The organism is Telmatocola sphagniphila (genome assembly GCF_018398935.1).
Classification (GTDB): Bacteria; Planctomycetota; Planctomycetia; order Gemmatales; family Gemmataceae; genus Telmatocola; species Telmatocola sphagniphila.
This window is the reverse complement of the sequence record NZ_CP074694.1, coordinates 5,592,659-5,618,739: the sequence shown is the minus strand read 5'-3', so window position 1 is coordinate 5,618,739 and position 26,081 is coordinate 5,592,659. Positions and strand designations below refer to the sequence as shown.

18 protein-coding genes are annotated in these 26,081 nt (G+C 54.7%); 5 read left to right on the top strand and 13 right to left on the bottom strand.

Translation table 11 applies throughout. The features are described 5' to 3' along the window. Positions 1-35: 35 nt before the first annotated feature. Complete coding sequence (locus tag KIH39_RS22485; protein ID WP_246539390.1) at positions 36-1,508, bottom strand: amidohydrolase; 1,473 nt, start codon at positions 1,506-1,508, stop codon at positions 36-38. Between the two features lie 179 nt (positions 1,509-1,687). On the opposite strand from KIH39_RS22485, the gene KIH39_RS22480 reads away from it, so the two are divergent. After that, complete coding sequence (locus KIH39_RS22480; protein WP_213495614.1) at positions 1,688-3,196, top strand: response regulator; 1,509 nt, start codon at positions 1,688-1,690, stop codon at positions 3,194-3,196. 12 nt (positions 3,197-3,208) lie between these two features. Here the strand turns inward: KIH39_RS22480 and KIH39_RS22475 are convergent, their stop codons facing one another. Beyond that, positions 3,209-5,953 carry an MGH1-like glycoside hydrolase domain-containing protein gene (locus KIH39_RS22475; RefSeq protein WP_246539388.1) on the bottom strand — a complete coding sequence of 915 codons (2,745 nt, stop codon included), beginning with the start codon at positions 5,951-5,953 and terminating at the stop codon, positions 3,209-3,211. A gap of 6 nt (positions 5,954-5,959) precedes the next feature. Further along, positions 5,960-7,852: an amylo-alpha-1,6-glucosidase gene (locus tag KIH39_RS22470; protein WP_213495612.1), complete on the bottom strand. Its 1,893-nt coding sequence runs from the start codon at positions 7,850-7,852 to the stop codon at positions 5,960-5,962. A gap of 164 nt (positions 7,853-8,016) precedes the next feature. On the opposite strand from KIH39_RS22470, the gene KIH39_RS22465 reads away from it, so the two are divergent. Then, positions 8,017-8,355, top strand: coding sequence for a DUF3307 domain-containing protein (locus KIH39_RS22465; RefSeq protein WP_213495610.1), 339 nt, complete (start codon positions 8,017-8,019; stop codon positions 8,353-8,355). Between the two features lie 3 nt (positions 8,356-8,358). On the opposite strand, the gene KIH39_RS22460 is transcribed toward KIH39_RS22465, so the two are convergent. From KIH39_RS22460 to KIH39_RS22450, 3 genes are all read right to left on the bottom strand, one after another. Further along, positions 8,359-9,096, bottom strand: a complete 738-nt coding sequence (locus KIH39_RS22460; protein WP_213495608.1) for a YebC/PmpR family DNA-binding transcriptional regulator — start codon at positions 9,094-9,096, stop codon at positions 8,359-8,361. Positions 9,097-9,172: 76 nt separating this feature from the next. Next, positions 9,173-9,535, bottom strand: a complete 363-nt coding sequence (locus KIH39_RS22455) for a DUF2237 family protein (protein WP_213495606.1) — start codon at positions 9,533-9,535, stop codon at positions 9,173-9,175. Positions 9,536-9,571: 36 nt separating this feature from the next. After that, on the bottom strand, positions 9,572-10,309 hold the full coding sequence (locus KIH39_RS22450) for a sulfite exporter TauE/SafE family protein (RefSeq protein WP_213495604.1): 738 nt from the start codon (positions 10,307-10,309) through the stop codon (positions 9,572-9,574). A 302-nt stretch (positions 10,310-10,611) separates the two neighbouring features. Here KIH39_RS22450 and KIH39_RS22445 point away from each other — a divergent pair, with 302 nt between their 5' ends. Beyond that, positions 10,612-12,219, top strand: coding sequence for an HD domain-containing phosphohydrolase (locus KIH39_RS22445; protein ID WP_246539386.1), 1,608 nt, complete (start codon positions 10,612-10,614; stop codon positions 12,217-12,219). A gap of 172 nt (positions 12,220-12,391) precedes the next feature. After that, positions 12,392-12,937: a DUF2721 domain-containing protein gene (locus KIH39_RS22440; RefSeq protein WP_213495602.1), complete on the top strand. Its 546-nt coding sequence runs from the start codon at positions 12,392-12,394 to the stop codon at positions 12,935-12,937. Here the strand turns inward: KIH39_RS22440 and KIH39_RS22435 are convergent. The 6 genes from KIH39_RS22435 to KIH39_RS22410 form a co-directional block, all read right to left on the bottom strand. Further along, positions 12,909-14,456: a cytochrome c family protein gene (locus tag KIH39_RS22435; RefSeq protein ID WP_213495600.1), complete on the bottom strand. Its 1,548-nt coding sequence runs from the start codon at positions 14,454-14,456 to the stop codon at positions 12,909-12,911. The two genes, KIH39_RS22440 and KIH39_RS22435, sit on opposite strands and share 29 nt — an antisense overlap. Positions 14,457-14,497: 41 nt before the next feature. Then, positions 14,498-15,871: a cytochrome c family protein gene (locus KIH39_RS22430; protein ID WP_213495597.1), complete on the bottom strand. Its 1,374-nt coding sequence runs from the start codon at positions 15,869-15,871 to the stop codon at positions 14,498-14,500. Between the two features lie 162 nt (positions 15,872-16,033). Then, positions 16,034-18,736, bottom strand: coding sequence for a cyclic nucleotide-binding domain-containing protein (locus tag KIH39_RS22425; protein WP_213495595.1), 2,703 nt, complete (start codon positions 18,734-18,736; stop codon positions 16,034-16,036). Positions 18,737-18,770: 34 nt separating this feature from the next. Next, positions 18,771-20,663: an NAD(P)H-dependent oxidoreductase subunit E gene (locus tag KIH39_RS22420; protein ID WP_213495593.1), complete on the bottom strand. Its 1,893-nt coding sequence runs from the start codon at positions 20,661-20,663 to the stop codon at positions 18,771-18,773. Then, positions 20,660-22,276, bottom strand: coding sequence for a cytochrome c3 family protein (locus KIH39_RS22415; RefSeq protein WP_213495591.1), 1,617 nt, complete (start codon positions 22,274-22,276; stop codon positions 20,660-20,662). Before KIH39_RS22415 ends, KIH39_RS22420 begins: the two co-directional genes overlap by 4 nt. Positions 22,277-22,289: 13 nt before the next feature. Beyond that, on the bottom strand, positions 22,290-23,147 hold the full coding sequence (locus KIH39_RS22410; RefSeq protein WP_213495589.1) for a hypothetical protein: 858 nt from the start codon (positions 23,145-23,147) through the stop codon (positions 22,290-22,292). Between the two features lie 174 nt (positions 23,148-23,321). Between KIH39_RS22410 and KIH39_RS22405 the strand changes: the two genes are divergently transcribed. Next, positions 23,322-24,692: a multiheme c-type cytochrome gene (locus KIH39_RS22405; protein WP_213495586.1), complete on the top strand. Its 1,371-nt coding sequence runs from the start codon at positions 23,322-23,324 to the stop codon at positions 24,690-24,692. A gap of 655 nt (positions 24,693-25,347) precedes the next feature. Here KIH39_RS22405 and KIH39_RS22400 read toward each other — a convergent pair. Then, a complete protein-coding gene (locus KIH39_RS22400) occupies positions 25,348-25,989 on the bottom strand; it encodes a hypothetical protein (RefSeq protein WP_213495584.1) in 642 nt (213 codons plus the stop codon). Between the last annotated feature and the right edge of the window lie 92 nt (positions 25,990-26,081).

The window sequence follows — 26,081 nt, the reverse complement described above, 5'->3', positions numbered from 1 at the left end:
GGGTCGAGGTTCCGACCTCGACCCATTTGGGGTCGTTATTTCGTCTTCGGCGGATCCCGATAGTTGAGCGGCGGATTCAAATCTTTGGGTATCAGCGATTGATACTTTCGTCCGTCGAGCCGGCGGACGAACTCTTCCTTGGCGGTTTCAATCAATTTCGGATCGTGGTAAAGATCCCAGGCCGTCGCCGCGAGTGTTTTCGCGGCCAGTTGCATCCCCTGTTTACCTAACGAGGATCCGGTGGCCGCAGTCGCCTGCCAGGAGTGAGCGGAAGTACCCGGTACGAAGCAGGCTGTGTAGAAGCCGCTGGTCGGCACTACCCAGGAAACATCCCCTACATCGGTGGAACCTTTGCCGACACTACCGGAAACATCATCCACCCGACGCACCAAATCCAGATCCGCTTTCTCGGACAGGGTTTCCTGAATTCGGAGTGCGAACTTCATTTCTTCCGGCGAATAGTGAATTCGATTCAACGGCACCAGATTTTTCTTCACGGCCTGGGCCAGAGTGTTATTGGGCATGAGCTCAAGAGTGCCGCCCAGATAAAGAGTTTCCAGTTTCGTTTCGGTGGCGAGGGCTCCCGCTTCCGCACATTTCACGAGTCGCGGGTACAGCTTCTGCACTTCGCGAAAATCGGGATGGCGGACGTAGAAGAACATCTCGGCGAATTCCGGTACTACGTTGGGAGCCCCGCCGCCACCGTGGGTGATGGTGTGGTGGATGCGAGTGAAATCGGGAGTATGTTCGCGCAATAGTTCCGTGGCATGGGCACACAGCTCGGCGGCATCCAAAGCCGATCGGCCTTTTTCGGGAGCTGCGGCCGCATGCGAGGCAATCCCGTAAAAGCGAAACTTGACAGCCGCGCGAGACAGGCAACTGGCATCGCCCACCAAATTCCTACTACCGGGATGCCAATGCAATGCGATATCGCAATCTTGAAACAGGCCATCGCGGACCATGAACGCCTTGGCCGAGCCGCCTTCTTCGGCCGGGCAGCCGTAAAAGCGAAGTGTCCCCTTAATGTTTCCCTTTTTGATTTCTTCCGCGAGCGCCAGACAAGCCGAAACAGACGCGGTGCCGAAGAGGTTGTGGCCGCAGGCATGGCCGTAGATGTTGCCGGGCCGGGGCTTCCGAAAAGGCACATCGTCCTGCGAAAGTTCCGGTAGGGCATCATACTCGCCCAGGACGGCGATCACCGGTTTGCCCGAGCCGATCGTGGCAGTGAAAGCGGTCGGAATCTTGGCAACGCCGCGCTTGACCTCGAAGCCGGCTTTTTCCAAAGTGTCGGCCAGCAAAGTCGAGGATTTGGATTCCTGGTAGCCCGGTTCAGCCCATTCCCAAATTTGGCGGGCGATTTTCCAGGAAGCCTCTTCTCGGTTCTCAACCGATTCGTTCAACGCCTCTTTCTGAGCGTAAATCGACGATCCCGACAGAAGCCAACCGGAGAGAGCGATAATCGCGTAAATTTGCTGTAAGCGCAATCGCTCAACTAATAAATTCAGCACAATTGACACTCTCGAATTCGGTATGTATTTCTGGAAATACACTACTCTGGAGGCCCGCTGGTCGGTCATGGGTCTGTAACTTTCGTATGGGGTAAGATGTTGGTCTTTCAGTATTTCAGTTCGTGCATTTTCGCACAAGCCGGTTATAATTTAGTGTAGTCATCTGGCGTGAGCATCCTGTGCATCAATCGAGTGACAATCACCCGGTTCCCTTCGAAGTCATTTTTGCGGATCCTCTGCAACGAGGCGATCAGATTCTTTCTGCGCTGGCTAAAGGAATCGTCGTACTCGATACGCGACTGAAAATCACCTGGACCAACGATCACTTCCTGAAGTGGTGCAACGGCTCTCCGCTAGGTAAGCCCCTGATGGAAGCGCTGGGGGAACTGGAAGCCATTCCTGTAAAGCAGATTCCATTTGAAGCCGCCCTGGCCGGGGACACTATCCAATTTCGCGTGCAGCTGCAGGGCAAGCACTATCTGAATATCACCATCTGGCCGGTCCGCGAAGACAACAAGATCGTCGAACTGGTGGCTCTGTGCGATGATGTCACGGCCGAGGTGCTGCGGCAACAGAAACTGGATGCTCTGCACCGGGCCGGGCAGGAACTGGCGATTCTGGACCCCGATCAGCTCTCGGAAATGAACGTCGAGTGCCGGGTCGATCTCCTGAAGCAAAACGTGCGGCGGGATATTCACAACCTATTGCACTACGATGTGATCGAGATTCGCCTTCTGGATCGCACCACTGGGCGATTGAACCCGCTCCTGGAAGAAGGCATGACCTCGGAGGCCGCGAAACGGGAACTCTATGCCAAGATCGAAGGCAACGGTGTGACCGGTTACGTAGCGGCGACTGGCATGAGTTATCTCTGTCTCGATACCGCGAACGATCCCTATTTCATCGAAGGTTCACCCAACGCCCGCTCCTCGATGACGGTGCCGATTATTTTTCAGGATCAGGTGATTGGCACATTCAACGTCGAATCGCCGCGCGTGAACGCCTTCGGTGCCGAAGATCTGCAATTCGCGGAACTGTTCAGCCGTGAACTGGCCCAGACACTTTACACTTTGAATCTTCTTTCCGCACAGCAGAACAGTACGGCAACGCAGGCCATAGAAGCGGTGAATCGCGAAATCGCGCTCCCGGCGGATGAACTGCTGGCTATCGCCAGTAAATTGCTGGATCAGGCCAAGGAGATGAATTCCGAATGGCTGGAGCCGCTGCGAAAAATTATCTCCGACACCCGGGCGATCAAAGAGAAGATCCAGATTGTCGGCGAGAATTTCGCGGGCACTCGAGCCAATTTATCCAGCAAACGGTTGCGCGGCATGCATGTGCTGGTGATCGACAGCGACGAGCGGATTCGCAAATCGGCCCACATGATGCTGGAACGGCTCGGCTGTCAGGTTGAAACCGCCGCAACGGCCACCGAGGGGATCGCCCTGGCTCACAACGGCAGCTACGAAGGCGTGCTGATGGATATTCGCCATTCAGACATGGGAGGCTATGCGGCTTTTCGAACGGTCAAGGATGCCCTGCCTTCCGCACAGATCGCCCTGATGGCTTCGTTCGGCTACGACTCCTCGCACACCATAGTGAAGGCCCGCCAGGATGGTTTGAGACATGTCATCTTCAAGCCGTTTCGTCTGGAACAGTTGCTCAAAGTGCTCATCTCGGCCAGTTGATCGGTCCCTTCTTTATTTGCCGCGCGTCGACTTTTTCGCCTTCGATCCCTTGGTCGATTTGTCCTTCGCCTTGGGTTTATTTTCCGGTGTCTCGACCTGATGCAATTCGTTTTCGGCTCCCTCGGTATCCCGACGGCGCGGCTGCAAGAGCTTGGCCACCAAGGCCGTCCAGCCCGTCTGATGCGCGGCCCCAACACCACGTCCGGTGTCGCCATCGAAGTACTCGTAAAAGAGTGGATAATTGCAAAACTGAGGATCGGAATTGAACTGCGGATTATCGCCGAACACGGGCCGACGGCCTTCAGAATCCCGCAAGAATAGCCGGGTAAGGCGATCCCCAATCTCCTGGGCAATTTCTTCGAGACTCAAAAATTTGCCCGAACCGGTCGGACATTCGACTCGAAAATCTTCGCCGTAGTAATGGTGGAATTTTTGCAGCGATTCCACGATCAGGTAATTCACGGGAAACCAGACCGGGCCGCGCCAATTGGAGTTGCCACCGAAAAGCCCAGATTCCGACTCGGCCGGCTGATACTGCACGGTCAGTTCTGTGCCCTGACATTCAAACGTATACGGATGATCTTTGTGATAGCGGCTCAGTGCTCGAATGCCGTGGTCGGAAAGAAACTCGGTTTCATCCAGCATGCGTTTCAAAATCCGCTTCAGTCGATGGCCGCGCAAAAGCGAGAGCAGTCCGCGGTCGCCGATACCCGGCTCATTCCACCGGGAGATGAGAAACGCCAGATCGGGGCGGGCTTCGAAGAATTCGTGCAAACGCTGATTGAATCGCGGCAATTTCTGCCGCATGCCCGGCTCGAGCGTTTCCACGGCGAACAACGGGATCAGCCCGACCATGGAGCGAACCCGCAGCTTGATCATCCGCTTATCGGGCAGGTTCAATTCGTCGTAATAAAATTCGTCCTGCTCATCCCAGAGACTATCTTTCCGCAGCCCGGTCAGATTGGTCATGGCATCGGCGATTTGCAGAAAATGCTCGAAGAACTTCGTGGCCATGTCTTCGTAGACGGGATTATTCAAAGCCAGTTCGAGAGCGATGCGCATCATGTTCAGGCAGTACATGGCCATCCAGGCCGTGCCGTCCGATTGATTGATGAACCCGCCGGTGGGCAACGGTGCACTGCGGTCGAACACCCCGATGTTATCCAGCCCGAGGAAGCCCCCCTGAAAAACGTTACGCCCTTCGGTATCCTTGCGATTCACCCACCAGGTGAAATTCAGCATCAGTTTGTGGAAGATCCGCTCCAGAAAATCGAGATCCCCCGCGCCGTCATGATTCTTGCGATCGATCTGGAACACTCGCCACGCCGCCCAGGCATGTACCGGCGGATTCACATCCCCAAATGCCCATTCGTAGGCGGGCAGCTGCCCGTTGGGGTGCATGTACCGTTCCAGAGTGAACAGCAACAGCTGTTGCTTGGCGAACTCGGGATCGAGCAGCGCAAAAGGAAGCATGTGAAAGGCCAGATCCCAGGCGGCGTACCAGGGATATTCCCATTTATCGGGCATGGAAATGACGTCGAAATTTCGCAGATGGGTCCAGTCCCGATTGCGACCGAGCTTGCGTTCCGGCGGGGGCGGCAATTGAGCCGGATCGCCGTTCAACCAGCGGGTGACGTCGTATCCGAAGTACTGCTTGCTCCAGATCAGGCCGGCGAAAGCCTGCCTTTGAACCAGCCGGGCATCCTCGCTGCTTAAATCTTTCTGGATCTCCCCGTAGAACTCGTTCGTATCGGCAATTCTCTTTTCGAAAATGCCCTCGAACTTATCGAACGGCTTACCGAGTTCTTTGTTCGCGAGTCGAAGGCGGATCGTTTCCTGCCCGCCTGGGGGAATCGACAGCGAGTAGTGGGCGGCGACTTTGGTTCCGACGTGGTTGGGATTTACCGCGTCTTTCCTCCCGTGAAGCAGATAGTCGTGAAAGGCATCTTTGAAATATCCGGGAGATCGTTCCAGCTCGAATAGTCGACGAGGATTGGTTTCATTCTCGCAGAAGAGCAGTTGCGGCTGGCCGTCGTAGTAACCGAAGTAGTTTCCCAGTTCGACGTGGTTGGCTGAAATGGTATTCGGGCCGGTGGCCCGAACCGTCGGCTTGAGTGCATTCAAAAACCAGGACCAGGTATTTCTAAACCAGAGTTGGGGCAGGACATGGATTTTCGCCGTTTCCGGCCCGCGGTTACAAACGGTCACCCGCATCAAAATATCGTTCGTATCCTGCTTGGCATATTCGACGAAAACATCGAAGTAGCGATTCTCCGCAAAGCAACCGGTGTCGTAAACCTCGTACTCCGGCTGCTTCTGGGTGCGCTTCTTATTCTCGGCAACGATGTGATCGTACGGGTACGCCTTCTGCGGATACTTGTAGAGCATCTTCAGATAGGAGTGCGTCGGCGAAGCATCCAGAAAGTAGTAAAGCTCTTTGACATCTTCGCCGTGGTTGCCCTCTTCGTTCGTCAGTCCGAACAGCCGTTCTTTGAGAATCGGGTCGTTTTCATTCCACACGGCGAGTGAAAGACACAGCCGGGCCTTGGCGTCGGAGAACCCGGCGAGGCCATCTTCGCCCCAGCGATAGGCGCGGCTGCGAGCATGATCGTGCGGGAAGTAATCCCAGGCGGTGCCGTGCGGACTGTAGTCTTCGCGAACCGTTCCCCATTGGCGATCGCTCAGGTAAGGGCCGAAGAACCGCCAGTCTTTTTTGCCGAGTCGATCTTCTTCCAAGCGTTCTTTTTCGATGCTCACGCCGACCTACTTTCCGATCCGTAACAATTCGCCGAGCGACCAGGCCTGAAAGGGACAGCCGTTAAGTTTATGGGGCGGATCGCCATCGGCGATTTCCGCAAGATGTCCCAGCCCGTAGCAGTGCGTGAGATCTTTCAACGGCTGCAGGAATCGTTTATCGATCTCTTTCTTTTTGCCGCCGACACGCAACCAGGCTTCCACGAAGGCACCCATCAGCCAGGGCCAGACAGTTCCCTGATGATAAGCCCCATCGCGCTCGGCCACTCCACCGCGATAGTGGCCGCGATAATGAGTGTCGTGTGGCGACAGCGTTCGCAAACCCACGGGCGTCCACAAGTCAGCCTCCACGGCCTGCACCACTTTGGCGGCTTCCTTCTTATCGAGAAGAATCAGCGGCAGGCCGCCGACGGCGAAAATCTGGTTGGGTCGCAGAGAACTATCGACTTTCCCTTTTTCGTGATCCACATCGACGACATCGTAGAGATAGCCCAGTTCCTCATTCCAGAATCTCTCACGAAATGACGTCTGGCCCACTTTCAACATCGCCTTCCACTGCTTGTCTTCCTTGCTACCAATCTTCAGTGCATTCAACCAGAGCGCCTGCACTTCGACCGGCTTGCCGATGCGCGGAGTGATGACCCAGTCGCCGACCTTGGCGTCCATCCAGGTTAGTTGCGCGCCCGGTTGACCCGCCGCCAGCAGGCCGTCGTCATCGGCGCGGATATTGAATCGCGTGCCCTTTGAGTAACCGGTCAGTATGGCCTGGATGGCCTCCTCGAATTTCTGCTGTTCCTTCTTGGGAATGGTAATCGAATTCTTTTTGCATGACGTCCGCAACTCATCGACCGCCACGATGTACCAGAGGGAGGCATCGACCGAATTGTATTCCGGCTCCTGATTCGGTTGATCGAGGAAGCGGTTGGGCAACATTCCTTGGGAAATTAACCCGGCCCAGTCGAGCAGGATCTGTTTGGTTTCCTGAAAACGTCCGGTCGCCAGGCCTAAGCCGCGAATCGAAATAAAAGTATCCCGGCCCCAATCGGTGAACCAGGGATAACCGGCGATAATCGTCTGACCTTCGCCGCGCTTTACCAGAAACTGATCTGCCGAGCGATGCAAGGGGGATTCGAAAGCCGTGCGGTATTTGGTTTCGCGAGTCCGGAGCGACACGGCCTTGGTCAGGGACACTTTAGAATCGGTTGTCAGAATCAAATTCGCCGATTTTTTGGAAATATCCCAGCGAAGTGTGCCCGGCGAGCCAAGATCCTCCTGACTATCGAGTCCCCGGTCGCGCTCCGCCACATAAACGAAGTTGCGGAACCAGTCGGGATGATGTTCGTATTCGCCATTGTGCAAGGCAAAGATGCGTGGCAGAGATTCGTAAGGTTGCCAGCTCACCCGCGCCGTTTCGGTCAGTGCCTCGAAATTGAAGTTGGGGTTTTCACGATGCAGGTTGTGAAAATCGCGACCGGAGATCAAGGGCCGGAAGAACAAGGTGGCTTTCGAACCTTCCAGCAGTCGCCAGCGCAGAACGGTCGTCGCCGATCCCCGGACGACAAAAATTTCCTGCTCGATCTGGGTGCCGTCTTCCAACAAATAGACCCAGCGCGGCCAGGGCTCCGACTCGAAAGAGTGTATCCGGTTTCGCCCGGTCGGATGAACAATTTCCGGACCGTACAGCTGGGAGCTTATCGGATAGCTCCCGCCGGGCGTTTCCACCCAGGCTTCGAAACCGTTGACGAGGACCACGCGGTCAGTCGGCGGAGTGAGAGCCGTCAACAACAGTGCGTGATAGCGGCGGGTGCGAATACCGTTAACGGTTCCGGAAGCAAATCCGCCCAGACCATCGGTCTCCAACCATTCGGCGAAGTTGTCGGAATATCGTGGTTCGGAGGACATGAGCGTGCTCACCCTTACAGCAAAAGATTGAAATACCACTAGAAACGACTGATCGGAATGAGTCAAGCAGTTAGTCGAAAAGAAGTCGGAATCCGCTACCCGGGCGGCGGTCTCCTTGGATACAATGCCCAACATCTTTCAATCAACGGGAAGGGGCCGGGTTTATGCTGTTCTTTCTGATTGTCGGGCACGCCCTGGCCGACTATCCCCTTCAGAATGGACCCATGGCCATCGAAAAATGTCGCCGCAGTTCCAGCGACCTGCAAAAAGTGGTTCCCTGGTACTACTGGTTGACCGCTCACGCCCTGATCCACGGCGGATTTGTCGGCTGGATCACCCAATCCGCCGGGCTGGGAATCCTCGAAACGGTCTGCCACTGGATTCTGGACTATCTAAAGTGCGAAGGCTGGACGAACATTCATATCGACCAATTGCTGCACATTGTCTGTAAAGTCGTTTGGTACCTGCTGCTGATCAACGGCATCACGCTTCGGTTCGAATGAGCCTTACTCGCTCATCTCCGCCGTCAGCTTGGCATTGCTATAGACGTTCTGAACATCCTCGTGATCGTCCAGGGCATCGAGCAATTTCACCAGCTTCTTACCCGTCTCAAGATCGACTTCGACCTGCGTTTTGGGGAGCATGGCCACATCGGCGGAAATGGGAGTCAGGTTCGCCTTGGCCAAAGCCGCGGAAACGGCCATGAAGATGGTCACATCGCAGGTGATTTCAAAGGTGTCACCTAACCGGGTCAAGTCGTCCGCCCCGGCATCCAGAATGAGGCTCATCAGACCGTCTTCATCGATCGTTCGCCCATCGACGACGAAAATGCCCTTGCGTTCGAAGAGGTAACCGACGCAGCCGGGGGCTCCCATGTTCCCGCCCCCTTTTTCGAAGATCTTGCGCACTTCGCCGCTGGAACGGTTGCGATTGTCGGTCAGGATGTCGCAGAAAATTGCCACACCACCGGGGCCGTACCCTTCGTAGTTGAGCTCCTCCATGATATCGCTGCCCGCTTCGCCGGTGCCGCGCTTAATGGCGCGTTCGATGTTGTCGCGGGGCATGGAGACCGAACGGGCCTTGTCGATGGCGTAGCGCAGTTTCAGATTGGTATCCGGATCGCCGCCGCCGGCCCGGGCTGCGATGATGATATAGCGGCTCAACTTGCTGAACAGTTTCGCTCGCTGGGCATCCTGTTTGCCTTTGCGGACGGCAATATTCGCCGAGTGACTATGGCCTGCCATTGCCTATCTCCAATCTCAACATCAATTTGGAAGGAATAGGATACGGAGTTCGTGGAACGGGTCGAGAGACACGACGCTAACCGGCGACCTGTTTCAGCTCTTCCAAAGAAGCGAATTCGAGCATCGAAACGTGCGTGGCTTCGAGAACCACCTCCGGAGCGACTCCCGCGTCGTACGCTTCCCGCCAGCGGGAAGCGCATAGACACCAGCGATCCCCCGGCTTCAAACCGGGGAACATATACTCCGGTACCGGCGTGGAAAGATCGTTGCCGCGCTTCTTGCTGAAAGCGAGAAAATCGCTGGTCACTTTCACACAGACGATATGCAGACCATTATCCCCCGGTATATTGTCGCAGCAGCCGTTGCGAGTGAACCCCGTCAGCGGCTTTTCACTGCAAAGTTGAAGTTCGGTTCCGAGCACGTTTCTGGCCTTAGGCATATCCCCTCGTTCCTTTTTTGACTGGGCTTGCTTCTATTAGAATAATACGGCGATCAGTTTAGCGGCAGCAATAACCAGTACTAAAGCCAGAAGTTTTTTCAAAGTCGGCCCTCCCCACTTGCGGCTGCCCATCTGAGAACCGAGCAATCCTCCCATACCCACAGCCAATAACCAGATCCACAGATTTTCGGGTAACTCGGCCCCCCCCTGCACCTGACCGATCAATCCGGAGATTGAATTGGCCAGGATGAAAGTCACCGAAAGACCGGCCGTATGCTTGATGTCGGCCCAGCCGAAAAAAAGGACGAGCGGGCTGAGAAAAATTCCACCACCGGTGGAAGTCACCCCCGAAAAGAAGCCCAACAGAGCCCCCACCAGGAATATTTTCCAGATTTGGGGTCCTTTCGCATCGGTTCCGGTGGGCGGAGCCGGCAACGGTTTGGCGACTAAACGCCAGGCGGCGAAGAGTAGTACGCCGCCCAAAAGCGGTTTGAAGTACTGGTCGGGCAGCTGGCCAGAAAGTTTCCCTCCCAGAAACGCGGCGGGAATCGAGAGGGCAATCAACGGCAGGACCAGCTTCCAGGGGATGAATCGGGAGCGGCCGAACTGAACGAGGCCAATCGTCGCCACCAGGATATTCAAACTGAGTGAGGAGGGTTTGATAATGGCCGTCGAGACCCCCAATAAGTTCATGACAGCGATGTACCCCGAGGAGCCGGCGTGACCGACACTGGAATAGAGAAAGGCGACGACAAACAGAAGAAATACCAGCATACGAATGATTTACGATTTCGCGCCGAATTGAAAATCGGCAATTGCAGGACAGTTTTTTGGCGGAAAACCATTTATAAAAGAGTTAATAAGCCGACTAAATGAAGGAATCCTTAAATGCTCAAAGGCTGGCTCCTCCTCAGCGTCCGCGAAATGTTCCGATTAGCGTTTTGCAAGTAGAAAAATGTAAGCTAGACTGGAACTGTTCGTAACTGACTGATGACGGTTGAACCTATAACCGGGTCGGTAGTCCGAGGGATTGGCTGCTGAAAAAAGAGGCCTATTTCCGGGCTCTAGAGGGTAACATGTCGACTCGTTCGGCTATCAGCTTAAACAAGAATTTAATAGGTTCTCTCTCAAAATTGGGGACTCGACTAAGGCTGCGCGGGATAAGTGGGGAAGTAAAAGGCAAAGTCTGGGAATCGGATCAGATCCTTCGCGCGGGCCGCTTGAGCACCCTGGAAATCGTTTTAGACGACAGTTCTGTCAGCCGGCGTCACGGCGAAGTTCGCTACAATAACAACGGCTGGTTTGTCCGCGATCTTAATAGCACCAACGGCACCTACGTCAACGGCGTGAAATTGGGTGCCGGCGAACGCCAACTCCATTCTCGCGATATCGTTCAGTTCGGCAAAGTGGCCATGATCGTTGAACTGAACGAAAAAGGCCCCGAAAGCAAACTCAGCTCGATCGTGCCGGCCCTCGACGAACAAATTCACGTCGAAGCGGCCACCAGTTCCTCCTGGGAAGAAGGCGTGCAGCGAATGGTCTATGACCGTAATCGCTCGCCTCGTCCCGGCGATCAGATGATGGCCCTGCTTCGCGCCGGCCAGCACCTGGTCAGCATCGAAAAAGAAGACGATCTCCTCCGGCAGATTCTCGATGACGCCGTCTCGGTTCTGGAAGCCCAGCGCGGCGCCATTGTACTAGCCGATTCGAACAACGTACTGCAATTGCGAGCGGTATCGAACGGCACCCGCAATGAAGTCAACAGCCGGTTCTTCTTCAGCAAGAAATTGTCGCACCGCTGCTACGATCGCGGTGAGTCCATTCTCTGCTGCAGCGTCGAGGACGATTCGGAACTGAAGGGGACGCAGAGTATTTCCGAAGGTTCCATGGCCAGCGTCCTCTGCGTACTGCTTCGCACACCGCGCCGTCGACTGGGCGTTCTGCATCTGGATCGCGGCTACTTCAGCAAGCCGTTTACCGAAGGCGATTTGCATCTGGCCGATGCCTTGGCAGCCAATGTCTCTTCCGGTATCGAGTGCGCCCACCTGCTGAAAAAGCAGCGTGATGTCTTCCTGAATACCATCAGCACGCTGGCTCAGTTCATCGAACTGCGCGACAATTACACCGGCGGCCACACGGCTCGGGTGACCACCTATTCGCTTCTCCTCGGTGAACAACTCGGATTGTCCTCCTCGGATCTGGAATTGATTTCGCTCGGCGGACCGCTGCACGATGTCGGTAAGATCGGCATTCGGGATGAGATTCTGCTGAAGCCGGGTAAGCTCGAGCCGCATGAAATGGATGAGATGAAGACCCACACTACTAAGGGGGCCGACATCATCCGTACCATGCCCGATCTGCATCCGATTATTCCCATCGTCAAATCGCATCACGAACGCTGGGATGGCCGCGGCTATCCGGAAGGGCTGAAGCAGGAAGAGATTCCGCTTTTGGCTCGAATCGTAGCCGTGGCCGATGCGTTCGACGCGATGACCAGCAACCGCGCTTATCACGAGAACAAGCGGGGCAAACCGCCAGAAGAGGCCATGGCAATCGTCAAAGCCGAGGCCGGCAAGCAGTTCGATCCGGCGTGTGCTTATGCGTTCGTGGAAATTCGAGCGAAGATTCTCGAAGCGATGGAAAACAGCAAGAAGCAGACGACGTTCACGGCCCCGATCCGATAAATCCCGCTTCGCCCAGCCATTTCGATTAACCCCATAATCTTGCTCAATTACGCTATCCCCGGGAAGTTATCCGGACTGTTCCAAAAAGAAATGACTGACCTCTATAATTAACCGCGTGGGAGTTCTCTTTCGAGGGGAAGACGCTATCGTGAGCTAGGAAGGGATTCTTCTCATGATTGACGTTCAGGCCAGTCAGCAAATTCTCGGAGCCATGATTACCCCGGCCGTGTTAATCTCGGCCTCGGGGACCCTCTTGCTCTCCACCAGCAATCGCCTCGGCCGCGTCGTGGATCGCATTCGCGTTCTGGTGGATGAGGTCGAAAAATTCACGGATGTACTGCCGGAGAACCTGCCCGCACCTTCCGAGGAAAAGAAACTGCTGGTCTACGAACAGCTCTCGCAGCTCTCCAAGCGGATCTACCTGTTGCAATCGGCGTTGACGATTCTTTACGGGGCGATCGGCTTGCTGGTGGCTACCAGTATTGCCATCGGCTTGAGTTCATTTCTGCCGCCGACCTTCGGTTCGATACCGGTAATTCTGGCTCTGGCCGGAGGCTCGCTTTTGCTTTTTGGAAGTGTGGTCCTGGTGCGGGAAGCCCGGTTGGCGGTTGGTACGACCATCCACGAACTGGACTATGTCCGGAATCTGGTTGCCCGCAAAACGGCGAAGAAAATCGACCTGCCCGAAATTACGGAAACAGCTTCTGATAAACGCTGAACGCTTCGCGGAATTCGTTTAAGGGAAAGTTCTCGATGGCGCTCATGCGAGGTTTCACCATCTCCGCCAACGGGGCCTTATTCGAATCCGTCGAGTTGAGGTCCCGAATATTCAGCGAGAAGACTTTACCGAAGATCGCCTGCACTTTATCATCGGTCACGGAATATTTCACCAGACCACTCTCTTTCAAATCCTTACGCACGACTTCCAGAGCCCAGATCAGCTGACGGGCCGTATCGTGATCGAGATAGACTTTCGATTTATTGGCGCGCTCGTCGACCCGATCGAGCAATTTTCGGAACAACTCTTCACTTTTCGATGTATCGAATTTCGTTGCTTTGACTTTCTCTAGAACTTCCGTGCTAAGACCACTCAGCATGACATCAGCAGATTTAAAAACCTTTGGATCGCCAAACGGAGCGTTATCGAAACCTTTCTGAAACTCTTTCAACGCGGTGTCCAGTTTCTGCTGGAAAACCGGATACCCTTCGGGATCGACGCAAGAAGCCACGGCCTCGAACAGTTCGACCGAAGTCGGGCGGATCAAAGGTCGGCCCGGTACTCCCGGGAATCCAGCGGCCTGCCGATCGCTAGGGATCTTCAATTCGTGGTGGCAGGCATAACAATTCATATTGGAGAAATCGAGCGAGTTATTCTTCTTGGGATCGTCGAGGAAGAGTTTAATCGTTTCCTGGAACGTCACCACGGAGCCAATCGCCACATTGCGAGCTTCGGCCAACTCGCCCGAGCGGTAATGGAAAATTTCCCAGGTTTTGAATTGAGGATCTTTCTCTAGGTTCCGCAAACCCTGATTTTCCCGAGCCGTGTAATAGTGTCGCGGCTGAGATGCCAGGAAAGTGGCCACTTCAAATGCGGGCAGGGGCGGATGCCCGGCCGCAAACATCTCGTGCGTGACGAACTTCCCTTCCTGCTGATTACCGACATGGCAGGAAAGGCATTTTTTCGTTCGAATTTCAGGGTCGCGGAGATCGTTTAAACCTTTATCGGCTTTCTCGTTCACGGCCGTTTTGCGCCAGCCCTCCAGGAAGTGTTCGCCGAACCAACTTTTCGCGTGCCCGTGACAACTCTCGCAACTGACTCCCGAAGTGGTGCTGAACCAGGAATCTGATCCGGTCATTTTGATGTTCGGAAGCTCTTTGATCGCGGCATCTTTCACTCGGGCTGTGGCGTGGCAGGCCAGGCAGCGCTTGTCTTCCGTCGGGTTGTATTTGAGAGTGTCCTGCATCTTTTTGGCAAGCGGACTCGTTTTTGGATCGATGTTCAGGAAGGCCTTCGAATGGTAATCGTGCTTATCCCAAATTTCGTATTCGTTCAAAAAAATGAACTTGCCACTTTTGAGAGGCCCTTCGGAATAGGCTTTGAAGCTCGGGCCGTCCTTGCTGCCGTGACAGCCAACGCAGTTGATGGCCCCGAATTCATCCAGCTTCGTCAGCAAGGGTGGATTCTGCTGAGCGTGCACGGCCGAACTCGGCGGACCAAGCCAAATCGCGCTTAGCACAAACAAGATCAGCACCAAGATTAGTCGAATCTTCAGCGGAATCATGGTTTCGGGGTCAGGGTATTTTGGAGCGCGTTCCAGGCTTGTGTCTGCTCTTCGACGGGCACGGAACGGGGAGCGTTGGTTCCCGTCTGATACTTCAACTGGTTACGAATTTTCTCGAATACTGCGTTCAACTCGGGACTGAGCTTTTGCCCTGAAGCGTATTGCAACTGAGCCAGAGCCAGGAAGTGTTGCATCCGGCTCTCCCAATCGGGTGAGCGCAAAGTCCGTGAATCGGCATTCAAAATGTCCGCTGCGATTGCAGATTTGAGAGCGGGTAGATTCTCAAGGCGAACCGAGTTGGCGGCTGTCAGGATTCGGGACCAACACTCCAATTCCTGAAGTGCCTGTGGGGTAAGTGCCAGAATCGTCTGGGTATCGGTCGGTTTTTCATTCATCGTCTTCCGCAATTGTTCGAGCGATTTCAATTCCGGCAATTGTTCCGATTTGGTACTCAAAGCTGTACCGATCACCGGGAGCATAGCGAATGCCCAGTCATTCCAGGGCGACATTCCCGTCGATTTGGAAATAGAAGCAAAATTTGCATCATCTATCTTGTGATGGCAGGATTGGCAGTTGAACTCGCCGAACTCCGGCCAATTCGTTTTCTTGAGTGCCCTCGCCTCAGTGAGTTCAAGAGTCGCTTTTGCAATTGCGATCTGGCCGAGTATCCAAGATCGGATTTCGAAATTGCTGGTTTTTTCTTTCCAGTGCGGGGTGTAGTTCGGTGAATGCTGGAAGCTGCTATATTCAAATAGCAGTCTCGGATGCCCGGCGGCAATCAGATTATGATCGACATCCTGCTCGGCGTTGCCGACGTGGCAGGTCGCACACTGCTGAATGCGGAAATCGATATTCTTGGTCGCGAGTAGACCGTACTGTTTGGCCTTTTCCTCGACGGTCAGATTTTTCCAGAAGTCGAGATAGTGCACGGTGCCATATTTCCCGGCGGGGCCGTGGCAACTTTCGCAGCCGACGCCGTCCGCATGAGCCGAGGACTCGGTCGCCTGGGGCGAATGACATTTCAGACAGGTCATATTTTCATGAGCGGGAACAATTCGGTTCTGGGAATCCCGCAAGTTGAGATTGCGAGCCATGCGTACCGAGGTTTCATTGAACAGAATGCGATAGGCCTTCGCGTGAGGGTCGCTATCGATCCAGGTATTCCATTCACTCCCCAGGTTTCGAGGCTTACCGCCGCCGTGACAACCGGAACTGGCACAGGAGGAGGATCCCAAAATCGAGAAGTGGGAGTTGGCTGAGGAGGCGGACGGTGGTTCGCCACCATCGACCTCATCGGAACGAAAGCTCAGCACAGCTCCCAAAACCAGTAGAAGCAAGGGAATGCCCAGACTCGACAGCTTGCGTACCAAGAGTCTTCCCGGGAGGGTAGGAGGTTTTAAATATTCGCTTTAACGGATTGTTCCGGTTCCAGCGAAAACTGTCAAATTCTAATCGTTGGGGATTCTCAAAATCCGTTTCGCTTCTTTTCGCGACTAGCGGATCGAGCGCAATAAACGGCAAAATCGGTTCATCTATCGCCGCGTTTTTTCTGTGACCAGACGCATTAGCTTCTCCCCGGCTCGTTCTTCCCGGCCACCCGACTGTGTCGCCCGGGAATCGGTGAAGCGGAAGGCCGCTTCGTGCGGGCAGGCGTGTACACAGAAGGTATCTTCTCCGCGATCGATCAAGCCCTGGCAGAGATCGCAGTTCAAGGCCTTGCGAGACGGCTGGGCAATGAGGCCGGTAGCTCCCGGAAGAGCTTTCGCTTTCACATCCGGATTGGGAACCATTTGAATCGAACCGTAAGGGCAGTTGCGTTCGCATAAGCCGCAACCGATGCAATGATTTTCGATTCGAATTTCGAGACTTTCCTTACCACGATGAATGGCATCCACCGGGCAGTCATTCATGCAGTACGGCATGTGACAGGATCGGCAGGCGGTCGCCACCAGGAAGTTCCCGAAGCGAGCTCCTTCGCGAAGCAAACGGCTATGGCTCAGACCATTGGCACCCGGACCGTGGGCATCGGAGCAGGCCTTCGTACATTCATCGCAGCGAGTACAGCGCTCCAGATCGAGCACGAGGATGTTCTGGGCCTGATAGAGACCCTGATCGACGTAACTGTCCAGCAGTTCTATCGCTTTGCGATCGCGGGCCGGTGTCGGTCGAACCCGCTCGAGCGATTTCTTCGCCAGCCGTTCGGCAAAGTTCTGGTTGATTTTGCAATAGCTTTCAAAGGCATCCCGGGGAACGCGCAGGACTTCGACATCGTCCAGAGCGAAGCAGGACGCCGTACGCCGATCGACTTCGATGCCATATTTTTTAATTTCGTCCCGCAGTAGCGGATGCTCGGAAATCAGAGCGATTTCGCCGAAGTAATCGTTTTCGCGCAGAACGGCTATGGTTTCTTCGCGCTCGAAATCGCGCTTGGTGACTTTGACAAAACCAAACCGGATCAGATAGAGATAGCTGGCCGGGGCTCCCTGCGCGACCAGACATTCCCCCGGTTGTCGCCGCATCAACACGGCCTTGGAATTCAAAAACAGACTTTCGGCCTCCCGGCGATCTGCTTCGGAAAGTTCCCGGAAAAGGGAATTGTTCCGCAAGGTATCGCTGATGGCATGCTGTCGGTAGACTTTAGCCAGTACCTGCCGGTCGGATTGATTGCGCAACAGCATCGACAGCATATTCCGGCGTACTTCGAGAACACGCGGCCGTACACCATTCTGGACTTTGGCCACGATGGAGGCGGCGCGAGGCCGATTGGAAAGACAGGCCAATTCGCCCAGAATCAGCGATTCGCCCGCTTTCACGGGGAACTTCTTCTCGCCATTCGGAAGGGCAATTTTCACCTCAAACTCGCCCGCGAGCAGGATGAAAGCCGTGGAGCCATATTCGTTTTGCACGCAGAGAGTGGTTTCGCGATCGAATTCCCGTTCGACCACCGCCCCTTCGTTCCAACGCAGATAGGCGAAAGGGATGCCTTTAAATGGCTGGAAATAACGGAGTTTCTCGGCTTCGCTTCCGGTTAATTGCTTCTCCACATAGGGTACGGAGAGCGTTCGCATCTCCTGGGCACTGGGAAAGCGACCTTGAGGAGTTGCGGGAGGTAACGGCTTGGCCGGGTCGATATCAATTTTTCCCAGTCCCGGCTCTTTCCAGTCGGGGGCAGCCCGGCGATTGAGCATCAGCGCTCCCGTCGGGCAGGAAGTCATGCACTCGCCGCATTGCACGCAACCCGATTCGTTCATGACCTCATCGAGATCGAAACTGATGCGGGTTCGATACCCTTTCCCGGTATGACCGATGATCTTGAATTCTCGAACATCGGTACAGGAACGCACGCAGCGGTCGCAAAGGATACAGCGGTCGTGATCGACTTGAATCAGACTCAGGGCTTTAGAGGCATACGGCAGTTCGCCGTGATCCGATTTCAAGGGACGAGATTTGGGGTGCAGGACAGCATTGCGTCCGAGATTTTTCGACTGCTCGATCCCGGGATTACTGAGGAAGCGCGGTCTCGGAACAGTCGCCCCTTCTGGAACGGGTTCCGGCCGGGTGTTTTTGTGCACCTCGCGCAATTCGTTGTAGAAGCGATCCTCATTAGCGCTACTGGCCGGTAGATGATCGGCGGCCAAAAGTTCCGCGAGTAGACTGGTCGAATTTCGGACGCTTTCGGAAGCCCGTTTTTCCTCGTCGTTGGGCTGTTCGGGACCCACGCGGGTCGTCACCCGCATGATCGTATTTTGGTTGGGAATGGCCGGGTGATGGCAGGCCGCGTAGAGTTTGCGTTCCGACTTTTTGACCTCTTTGCCTTCGGCATCCTTTTTGGGTACGCCTTGATTATCGGTCGAAATTTTGCAGATGTGAACGGAGCACATGCGGCAAACCGCGATGGGTGTCAGGTGCGATTGATGGCACAGCAACGGGATGCGCTTTTGAAGTTCCTCTTTGGCCCAGATCCCATCTTTCACCAGTTTTTGCGCGGCATCGTAAATCGTGGTTAGACGGGGGATCGGTTCTCCTTCACCGTCGTAGAGGATATTGCCCAAGCGATCCGTAACCGGCACGGCCTCGGTGATTTTGACTTCGTGGCCGTCGATGAAAATGGAACATTCTTTTTCGAACTGATCCCGGCGTGCCTCCTCCCGGCGAATCAGCCGGCCATCTTCGCCGCGCGAAAACAGCGACTCCTCATCGCGAAGACTGCCACCGAGATAATATTCTTCTTCCATCGCAGGCTATTCCTTCGGTCGGGCCGGGAAATTCTCAGCGCGATTTTCTTTCGCCCTCGGGCTTGGGAGCGAAAAATTGCAAATAAGAGGCGATCGGATTACTGACCGAGGTTCCCAATCCGCAGATCGAGGTCAGCTCCAAAGCGCGCTTCATGTCTTTAACGGTCCGGGCAATATCGCCCGGGCTAGTCGCCGGGGCGGTGCAATCTTCATCGGGCATATCCTGGGGCTTGCGGTCCTCCCGCTCAGCCAGAAGGCCGGTGCCCAGTTCGACCATCTTTTGCGAACCGATCCGACAGGGAACGCATTTGCCACAGGATTCGTTGCGGAAAAACTGCGCGGCATTGCGGGCGGCCTGCAGCATATCGCGGGTATTGTTATAGACGACCAGTCCGGCCCCCAGCATCAAATCGTAACCGATTTTCAATTCGCGGCCTTTATTGCGAAAGACTGTCAGATCGAGCGGCAAACTCCGAAGGCTCACCGGCTCGGGGTTCGGCTGAGCTTCGTTCGGGGCGATCCGGAAGCTCGCAGGAAGAAATCCCCCCGAAGGACCCGAAGTAGCCACGGCCCCAAGTTCGCCGCCTTGGACACCCCCCGCCAGATCGATCAATTCGCCCAGCGTCAGGCCGATGGGGACTTCGAATACTCCGGGTTTATGCACATCGCCGCTGATCGAGAAAAATCGCCGTCCTTTGTACGGGGCTCGATTTTGATTGATGTACCAGTCCGCCCCATTGTGCAGAATGGCCGGCGTCCAGGAAAGTGTTTCGATATTGTTGACGACGGTGGGACAGTTCCACAGGCCGTTGGTGCCCAGTTCCGGCGGTCGATTTCGAGGCTGAGCTCGTTTGTTTTCAATGGCCTCAATGAGCGCCGATTGCTCGCCGCAGATATAGCCGCCGGGGCTGACGAAAACTTCCAGATCGTAATCCCGTTCGGTTCCCAGAATCGACTTACCGCAAATCCCGACCTGACGGGCCTGTTCAATCGCCGATCGGGCCGCCTGAATCTGCTCCGGATATTCGTGCCGAATGAAAATAATCCCGGCCGTGGCATTGGTCATTAGCCCGGCCAGCAGCATCCCTTCGACCAGCAGATGGGCTTTCTGCAGAATCAATTCCCGATCCTTGAAGGTAGCCGGTTCGCTTTCATCGCCGTTGGCCACGATGTACTTTTCCGCCCGCGATTCCAGCCAGACATCGGTCCATTTTTTGGCGGCCGGTACACCCGCGCCGCCCATTCCCATCAGACCCGATTTTTCGAGAACCTTGAGCCAGGGGTGCACTTTCTCGATATAAGCCGTGGTCTCTTTGGAAGATAATCCCGCTTGGGGTGGAGCTATTGGCTTCCGAAACTCTTCGACGAATTTACGCGCGACCGTGTAAGGCGGAAGGTTGCCTTGTGCATAGAGATCGATCATCCAGGCTGATGAATCGACTCGGAACGGCTCGCCCGGTTTCGAAGGGCCATCGGGAGTGGGTGCGGGATTCTTACCCTGAATGACCTGAGTGAGTTTTTCGCGAAATTCCGGAAGGCTCAGCCCGGCGAATAACTCTTCGTGGATAGTAGGCGAAAGATCGTGCCGGGTAACTACACAGGCCACCGCCCGATCACACCGACCCAGACAGGAGACCCCTTTGATCTCCACTTCCCCGGCTTTGGCCAGCCCGGCCAGTCCTTTTTCTTTCGAATGAATCCAGTCGGAACTGCCCTTCAAATGGCAACTCATATCCCGGCAGATCTGCACTTCCACCTGGGGCGGTTTCTGCCATTCGGGCCGGAAATGCGGGAAGAAGCTGATGAGTTCCTGAATGCGATACAATGGAACATTCAGTTCACCGGCCAAATGAAGCAGCTCTTGCTCCGGCAGATAGCCGTGGTGATGCTGAATCTCATGCAGTCGAGGTAGGATAGAAATCTTCATGGTTTCGGTGTTTCGCTCCGACCTTGAAGAATCGCGGATGATTTTGAAGTCTCTGGGATCAGCCTATTCCACCGGTCTGTTTCGGTCGCCGATAGTCCGCGTTCGCCGTTATGGTAGCGATGGCAGTAAACGCAGTCGTGCCGGACGCCGCCCACTTCTTGCTTTCGCTGTTCATCGAAATGTTTCGGTGAATGACAGACCCGGCAACTATCGAAGTCGGCGATACCTACTGGCCCGCGTTCGGTCACATCCACTTTTCCATCGACGAACAGCGGCTGCTTGTTCTCGTGACACAGGACACAATTCATCGTTTTGTGCGAAGCGTGGTTGAACCGGCCCTGGGGCAGCCAGACTGCAGGAATATTTACCGGAGCGATCGCCCGGGGTTCACTGTTGGCCGGCTGGAAGGTGTGGCATTTGGCGCAGTGTTCGCCGCTGTCAAAAATCATCCGCTCCAGGGTAGTTTGGATTTTTCGCACCTGTTCTTCAAAAGTTTGCACGACCTCTTTCTGCCGGGGATCGAGCCGATCATTAATCGGCGGTTTCGGATTCGACGTGGAATCGTGCAAAATGACATCCGCGATTTTCGCCCGCAGGTAAGACGCCAGATCGTTTCGTTGCAAGCGATGCGGCAACTGAATTGCCGGAAGCTTGAGCGTGGGAAAATCGCGGCTTTGAATGGGTCCGGTATTGAGCGCGTGGCACGCCTGGCAGCGCTCCTCGAACTTCACCGGCTGCATGTACGCCCCATCGGTTTTTAACTGGCCGGGAGCCGGTTCGCTGGTGTGGCAGGAAACACATTGCAATTGCACGGCCTGTTGCAGAACTTTGGAATCTGCAGATTGCAAGAGTTTAAGCTGATCGGCCGTGGCATACCGCTCGCGATCGCTGGGCTTCAATTTTTCGAGTGTGAAAAGACCGGTCTGAGTGGCGGAGATCGGCATACCGGGCGTCAGATGCTGTGCATGGCTGAACTTCAGACCGCGATCGTAATTGTTCGCAGTGTGGCTATTGCGTTCTTTAAGGATTCGAAAATTGGGATGCTCGGCCAGTTTCGCAATATTCGGCGTCGAGTGCTTCACGAACTCGGCCATCGATCCGAGATCGCGGTGACAGTTTAGACAGTTGCCGTCGGGAATCTTAACCAGCGACGCGTCCGCTCCGGAATGGTCGCGATGACAGTCAGAACATTGCTCGCCGGAATTGTTCTTTCCGACAAACGATTCGAGATGCGGTGCGTAATAAGTTTTCTGCTCGGCGGGCCCTGCATGGCAACTGGAACAGTCGAAGCTGTGCCAGCGCTTGTGAATATCGATGGCACTGAGCGAGGTGAACTCCGCAACGGAATCGAATTTTTTATGGCAGGCACCGCATTCGCTGTTAAGAGTCGTGTGAGGACTCGCTAGCGGCCCATGACTGAAGCGAAAATCGTCCAGAATGGGTTTGTTGCTTTCGCGGGCTTTTACAAACCCCCAGGCGATCCAGAAGACGGTCGTCAGCAGCGCAACTACACACAAGGTCCGCTTCCACCACTGCACCCCGTTGGGCTGTTGGAAGTAGTCGCGGATTTTCGAGTATCGATCCGACCGTTCCCGGCCGGGGGAGTACTTCATCGGCATTCGCGCTTCACCAGATTTTCAAAGCCACAAACACATGCAGTATCAGCAAAACGGACAAGGCCAAAGACAGCGGCAGATGGATGAGTAACCAACTATGCAACCAGAAATAGACCCGACCCTGTCGTCGCCATTCCCTGCGCCATTGGCACATCGTCTCCAGGCGGGCCAGTGCCGGCAGCACTGCCGGATTGCTGGAGGGATAGCGTTCGCGCCATTGGGAAAATCCTTTACGGCAAGTCTCCGGATCGCTGAATATTGCATGCTTTTTCCCTTCCATCAGGTAGGGTTTCAGTTGAGTTTCCAGGATACTCTTCAATTCCGAACTTCCATCGGCAGTAATACGAATCAGTCCTTCAATTTCCGGTTCGTACGATTTCATCACCCCTGGTACTTCGCTGATGATCGTCTCATTCGGAAAATCAATCAGCAACTTGGAAGGCAGCCATTGTTGCAGGATCAGCCCCCAGACTCCACTGAGAATTACAATTACGAACAAGAGTAAGAGCACCGTTGTCAGCGGCCCACCGAAGTGGAAGGCGCTATGCAGCACTCCGAGGGGCAAAGCGAGAATTCCCAGATAGACGTGCCAGCGCGTCCACCATTTGGTGGCCTTGAGATGTTTGCCGGTAATTCGATTCTTTTTGCCCCGCGCTCTTTTGCGAATCGCCAGAGCCATTTCAAAACCAATAATCCCGGCCGCCAGAACCCCAAGTACCAAAGGAAGCGGTTCACTCGCTCGCGGCCAGCTCACCCAGCCCCAGAAAATCGCTGCGTACCAGCCAACAATGGGAACGCAGGCCAGTACGACCCAACCCAACAGGGAAGCGACTCGGCTAGTCACCGAAGCTGAAGAACCAAATTGCAACACCGTCCTCCGAAAGGCGGTCGGATTCTTTGACCGCTTCAATTAACCCAATCACAATCCTCAAGTCAATCAGGATGTTCGGGGAATCCAAGCTTTTTTGAGATGTTCGCGCTGGACAATCGCGCAAGAAGTGACTTAACTGGTGTGGTCTTCCTCCGAACCCGAGAACGCTCCATGCTTTTGCGACCGACTGTCAGCGGCTTGCTGATAGCCTCCCTGTTGATCGGGGTCTATTTCCTGATCCCCTCGGGTCTGCGCGCGATCTCCAGCACTCCCTCTCCTGCGGGCGAAACCACACCGATTTCTTCGAAAATTCATGGGGCTCCCACTCTTTTCGGTTCGGCGGGATGCAGCGGCAGCAACTGCCATAGCCAATCTCCTGCCGACAGCCAGGAAAGCCCTCAATCGCTCTGGAAAAGCAGCCAAACCATTTGGACGCTGAAGGATCCTCACGCCCAATCCTACGAAACACTTTTGAATGCCAAATCGCAGGCCATGATGAAACGCCTGTATCCGAATGAGAATCACTCGGCCCAGCAGGATCTTCGTTGCCTGGCCTGCCATGCCAATCCGCTCCTGGTCAAAACCCTGGAGTCGAAGACTTTTACGGACGAACAGGTCGCTTTATTACGAGAGGGCGTTTCCTGCGAGGCCTGTCATGGGGCGGCTAATGCCTACCGCTCGGAACATGTGAGCTGGACCGACCAGACCGATCGGGAAAAAGCGTATTCCCAATTCGGACTGACTCGCCTTTACGACTGGAATGTCCGAGCCGCCCAGTGTGCCGGTTGCCATGTCGGAGCGCCCGCCAGTAAAGATCAGCCTTTACGAGACGTGAATCACGATTTTATTGCCGCCGGGCATCCTCGGTTGAACTTCGAATTCGCGACTTATTTGCGGGCTTTACCAAGGCATTGGTCGGAAAAAGATCGACTGCAGGGTAACCGACCTCTACCCGTTGGGTGGGAAGCCGTCGCCTGGTCGGCCGGAGCAACGGAACGTGCCAAAGCGGCGTTAGGATTGCTTGCGGATCGAGTGGAAAGGAAGCCCTGGCCGGAGTTGGCGGAATTCAATTGCTTCTCCTGCCATCACGACCTCAAGGTGGCCGGCTGGCGACCATCGAGTTCGGGAAGGTTAGTTTGGAATACTCTTTTTGTACCTGGCCACGATTTTCCAGGTATTCAAAAGACTCTGCAACAAGGAGATACCGCTTTGCTGACAAGGGAAATCGCCCAGGCTCTATTCCTCCTGAAGCAGCCGGTTAAGCCTTTGACAGTCGACGCACTCCTGCAGCGTCTTACCCAATCGCAGCCCCTCGATTGGGATACTGCTTGCCAGATCTACTACGCCCTGCTTGTGTTAAAAGAGACTCAATCGCTGAACGACGCAGACAAAGTGGCTCTTCTCAACCTGCTCGACCAAATTCAAAAGATTCTGAAGCTGCCGCGCGGCCCGGAAGTCTACAACAGTCCCCGGGAATACGATCCCAGCCCACTGCCCAGCTTATTTGGCCAAGCACTTTCCCTTCTGAAAAAAGGGGGTTGAGGTGAAGAATCGAAGAAGATTAACCTGATTTGGTAAATTTAACCTAATAATGGATTTGATTTCATTTGGAGGATCGGGGCCAGACGAATTAAGTCTCCTTTTTCGGGCAAAAGCTGAATAATCCGAAGGGCTTAGAGTAACTATTTTTTCCTAAGCTCAATTTTTTGTTTCCCATTCATCAGAAGAAAGATTAATTTCCGATCCATAGATCGAATATGCTAGATTCGATTTAGTGTGATTGCAGACTCGCAGACTGCTAACCTCGCTATGCCCCTCGTCGGACTCGCTCCCCGATACTCTCCGCTTTGCCCGCTTGATGGCTGCGGCTTCATGACTTTGTCGCCTCGGTATCGCCTGGGTTACGGGAGGGTTCGCAATTTTCGGCTTACCCAAGAGCTGCATTTATTGCAGCAGTACAGACTTGCAGTTATCGAAATCGGCGAAATGGCAGGGGATGGCCCGGTATATTTTGCTGAGACCCATTCGATGCCGGTATTGTGGCGGGAGATTTTGGCGATTCAGCTTCCGCTCGCCGCCCTCTTCCCCGCCCCGAAGGCGGGAAAAATCCGGAACGGATACTCAGCCAAAATTGAGTTGAAAGGATATAGTGGTCAACGCATCCTGAACGACCGGACCGATGCGTTGCAATTCGGATTTACTTCTTAACGCTCACGGCCTTAAGTTCGAGAGTGAACTTGTTACCGCCGCCGAAGTCGAATTCCTGCTTCACGGGTCCGACTCCCTTGGCGTACCACACGGCGGAATCCGTGACTTTGCCATCTTCTTCCGTTTTGCCCCGAATCACCGTCGTGTCGTATTCGCCGGCGGGGACTTTGACCTTCTCTTCAGAAACGGTGAACTGGGTTTTGGCCTTGGCCGTCACGGGCTTTCCATCCATCACCATCTTCACTTCGAACTCGGCCTTCCAGGTATCCTCTTTTTTCGCATCGTTCTTCAGGAATATCAGCGGCGGATTCACTTCGCCGTTGCCTAACTTCAGACGCTGATAGATTCCTTTTTCCAACGCCATATGCTCCGTGGCAACGACCTGACGAACCGACTCCACTTCCACCGAAGCTTCCAGGACAACGCAATCGGTAGTGCCTACCTTTTCGGTGCGGGCCACCGTAACGTCCATCTGCTTGTTCTGGCCCACAATGGTATAGGTCCATTTGGTGCCGATGCTGGTGGGGTAGAGGCTCTGCTCCACCTTGGAAGTCGGCTTAACGACATCCTGGGCCGCGAGGGTACTCATCAAGCCGAACAGAGCGATCAATGTTGCCAGTCGAAGCATCATAATTTTCTTCCTGAATGTTGGAGAAACGCACGCACGTATTATAGGAAACGAATCTTATCTCGGAATACTCAGACGAGCTTCTCGATTTTTTT

Bases quoted from the DNA above. Each gene is read 5' to 3' on its own strand.
- KIH39_RS22470 (WP_213495612.1), bottom strand. From the start codon at position 7,852: ATGTCCTCCGAACCACGATATTCCGACAACTTCGCCGAATGGTTGGAG.
- KIH39_RS22405 (WP_213495586.1), top strand. From the start codon at position 23,322: ATGCTTTTGCGACCGACTGTCAGCGGCTTGCTGATAGCCTCCCTGTTG.
- KIH39_RS22420 (WP_213495593.1), bottom strand. From the start codon at position 20,663: ATGAAGATTTCTATCCTACCTCGACTGCATGAGATTCAGCATCACCAC.
- KIH39_RS22425 (WP_213495595.1), bottom strand. From the start codon at position 18,736: ATGGAAGAAGAATATTATCTCGGTGGCAGTCTTCGCGATGAGGAGTCG.
- KIH39_RS22460 (WP_213495608.1), bottom strand. From the start codon at position 9,096: ATGGCAGGCCATAGTCACTCGGCGAATATTGCCGTCCGCAAAGGCAAA.
- KIH39_RS22455 (WP_213495606.1), bottom strand. From the start codon at position 9,535: ATGCCTAAGGCCAGAAACGTGCTCGGAACCGAACTTCAACTTTGCAGT.
- KIH39_RS22440 (WP_213495602.1), top strand. From the start codon at position 12,392: ATGATTGACGTTCAGGCCAGTCAGCAAATTCTCGGAGCCATGATTACC.
- KIH39_RS22465 (WP_213495610.1), top strand. From the start codon at position 8,017: ATGCTGTTCTTTCTGATTGTCGGGCACGCCCTGGCCGACTATCCCCTT.
- KIH39_RS22400 (WP_213495584.1), bottom strand. From the start codon at position 25,989: ATGATGCTTCGACTGGCAACATTGATCGCTCTGTTCGGCTTGATGAGT.
- KIH39_RS22450 (WP_213495604.1), bottom strand. From the start codon at position 10,309: ATGCTGGTATTTCTTCTGTTTGTCGTCGCCTTTCTCTATTCCAGTGTC.
- KIH39_RS22415 (WP_213495591.1), bottom strand. From the start codon at position 22,276: ATGAAGTACTCCCCCGGCCGGGAACGGTCGGATCGATACTCGAAAATC.
- KIH39_RS22445 (WP_246539386.1), top strand. From the start codon at position 10,612: ATGTCGACTCGTTCGGCTATCAGCTTAAACAAGAATTTAATAGGTTCT.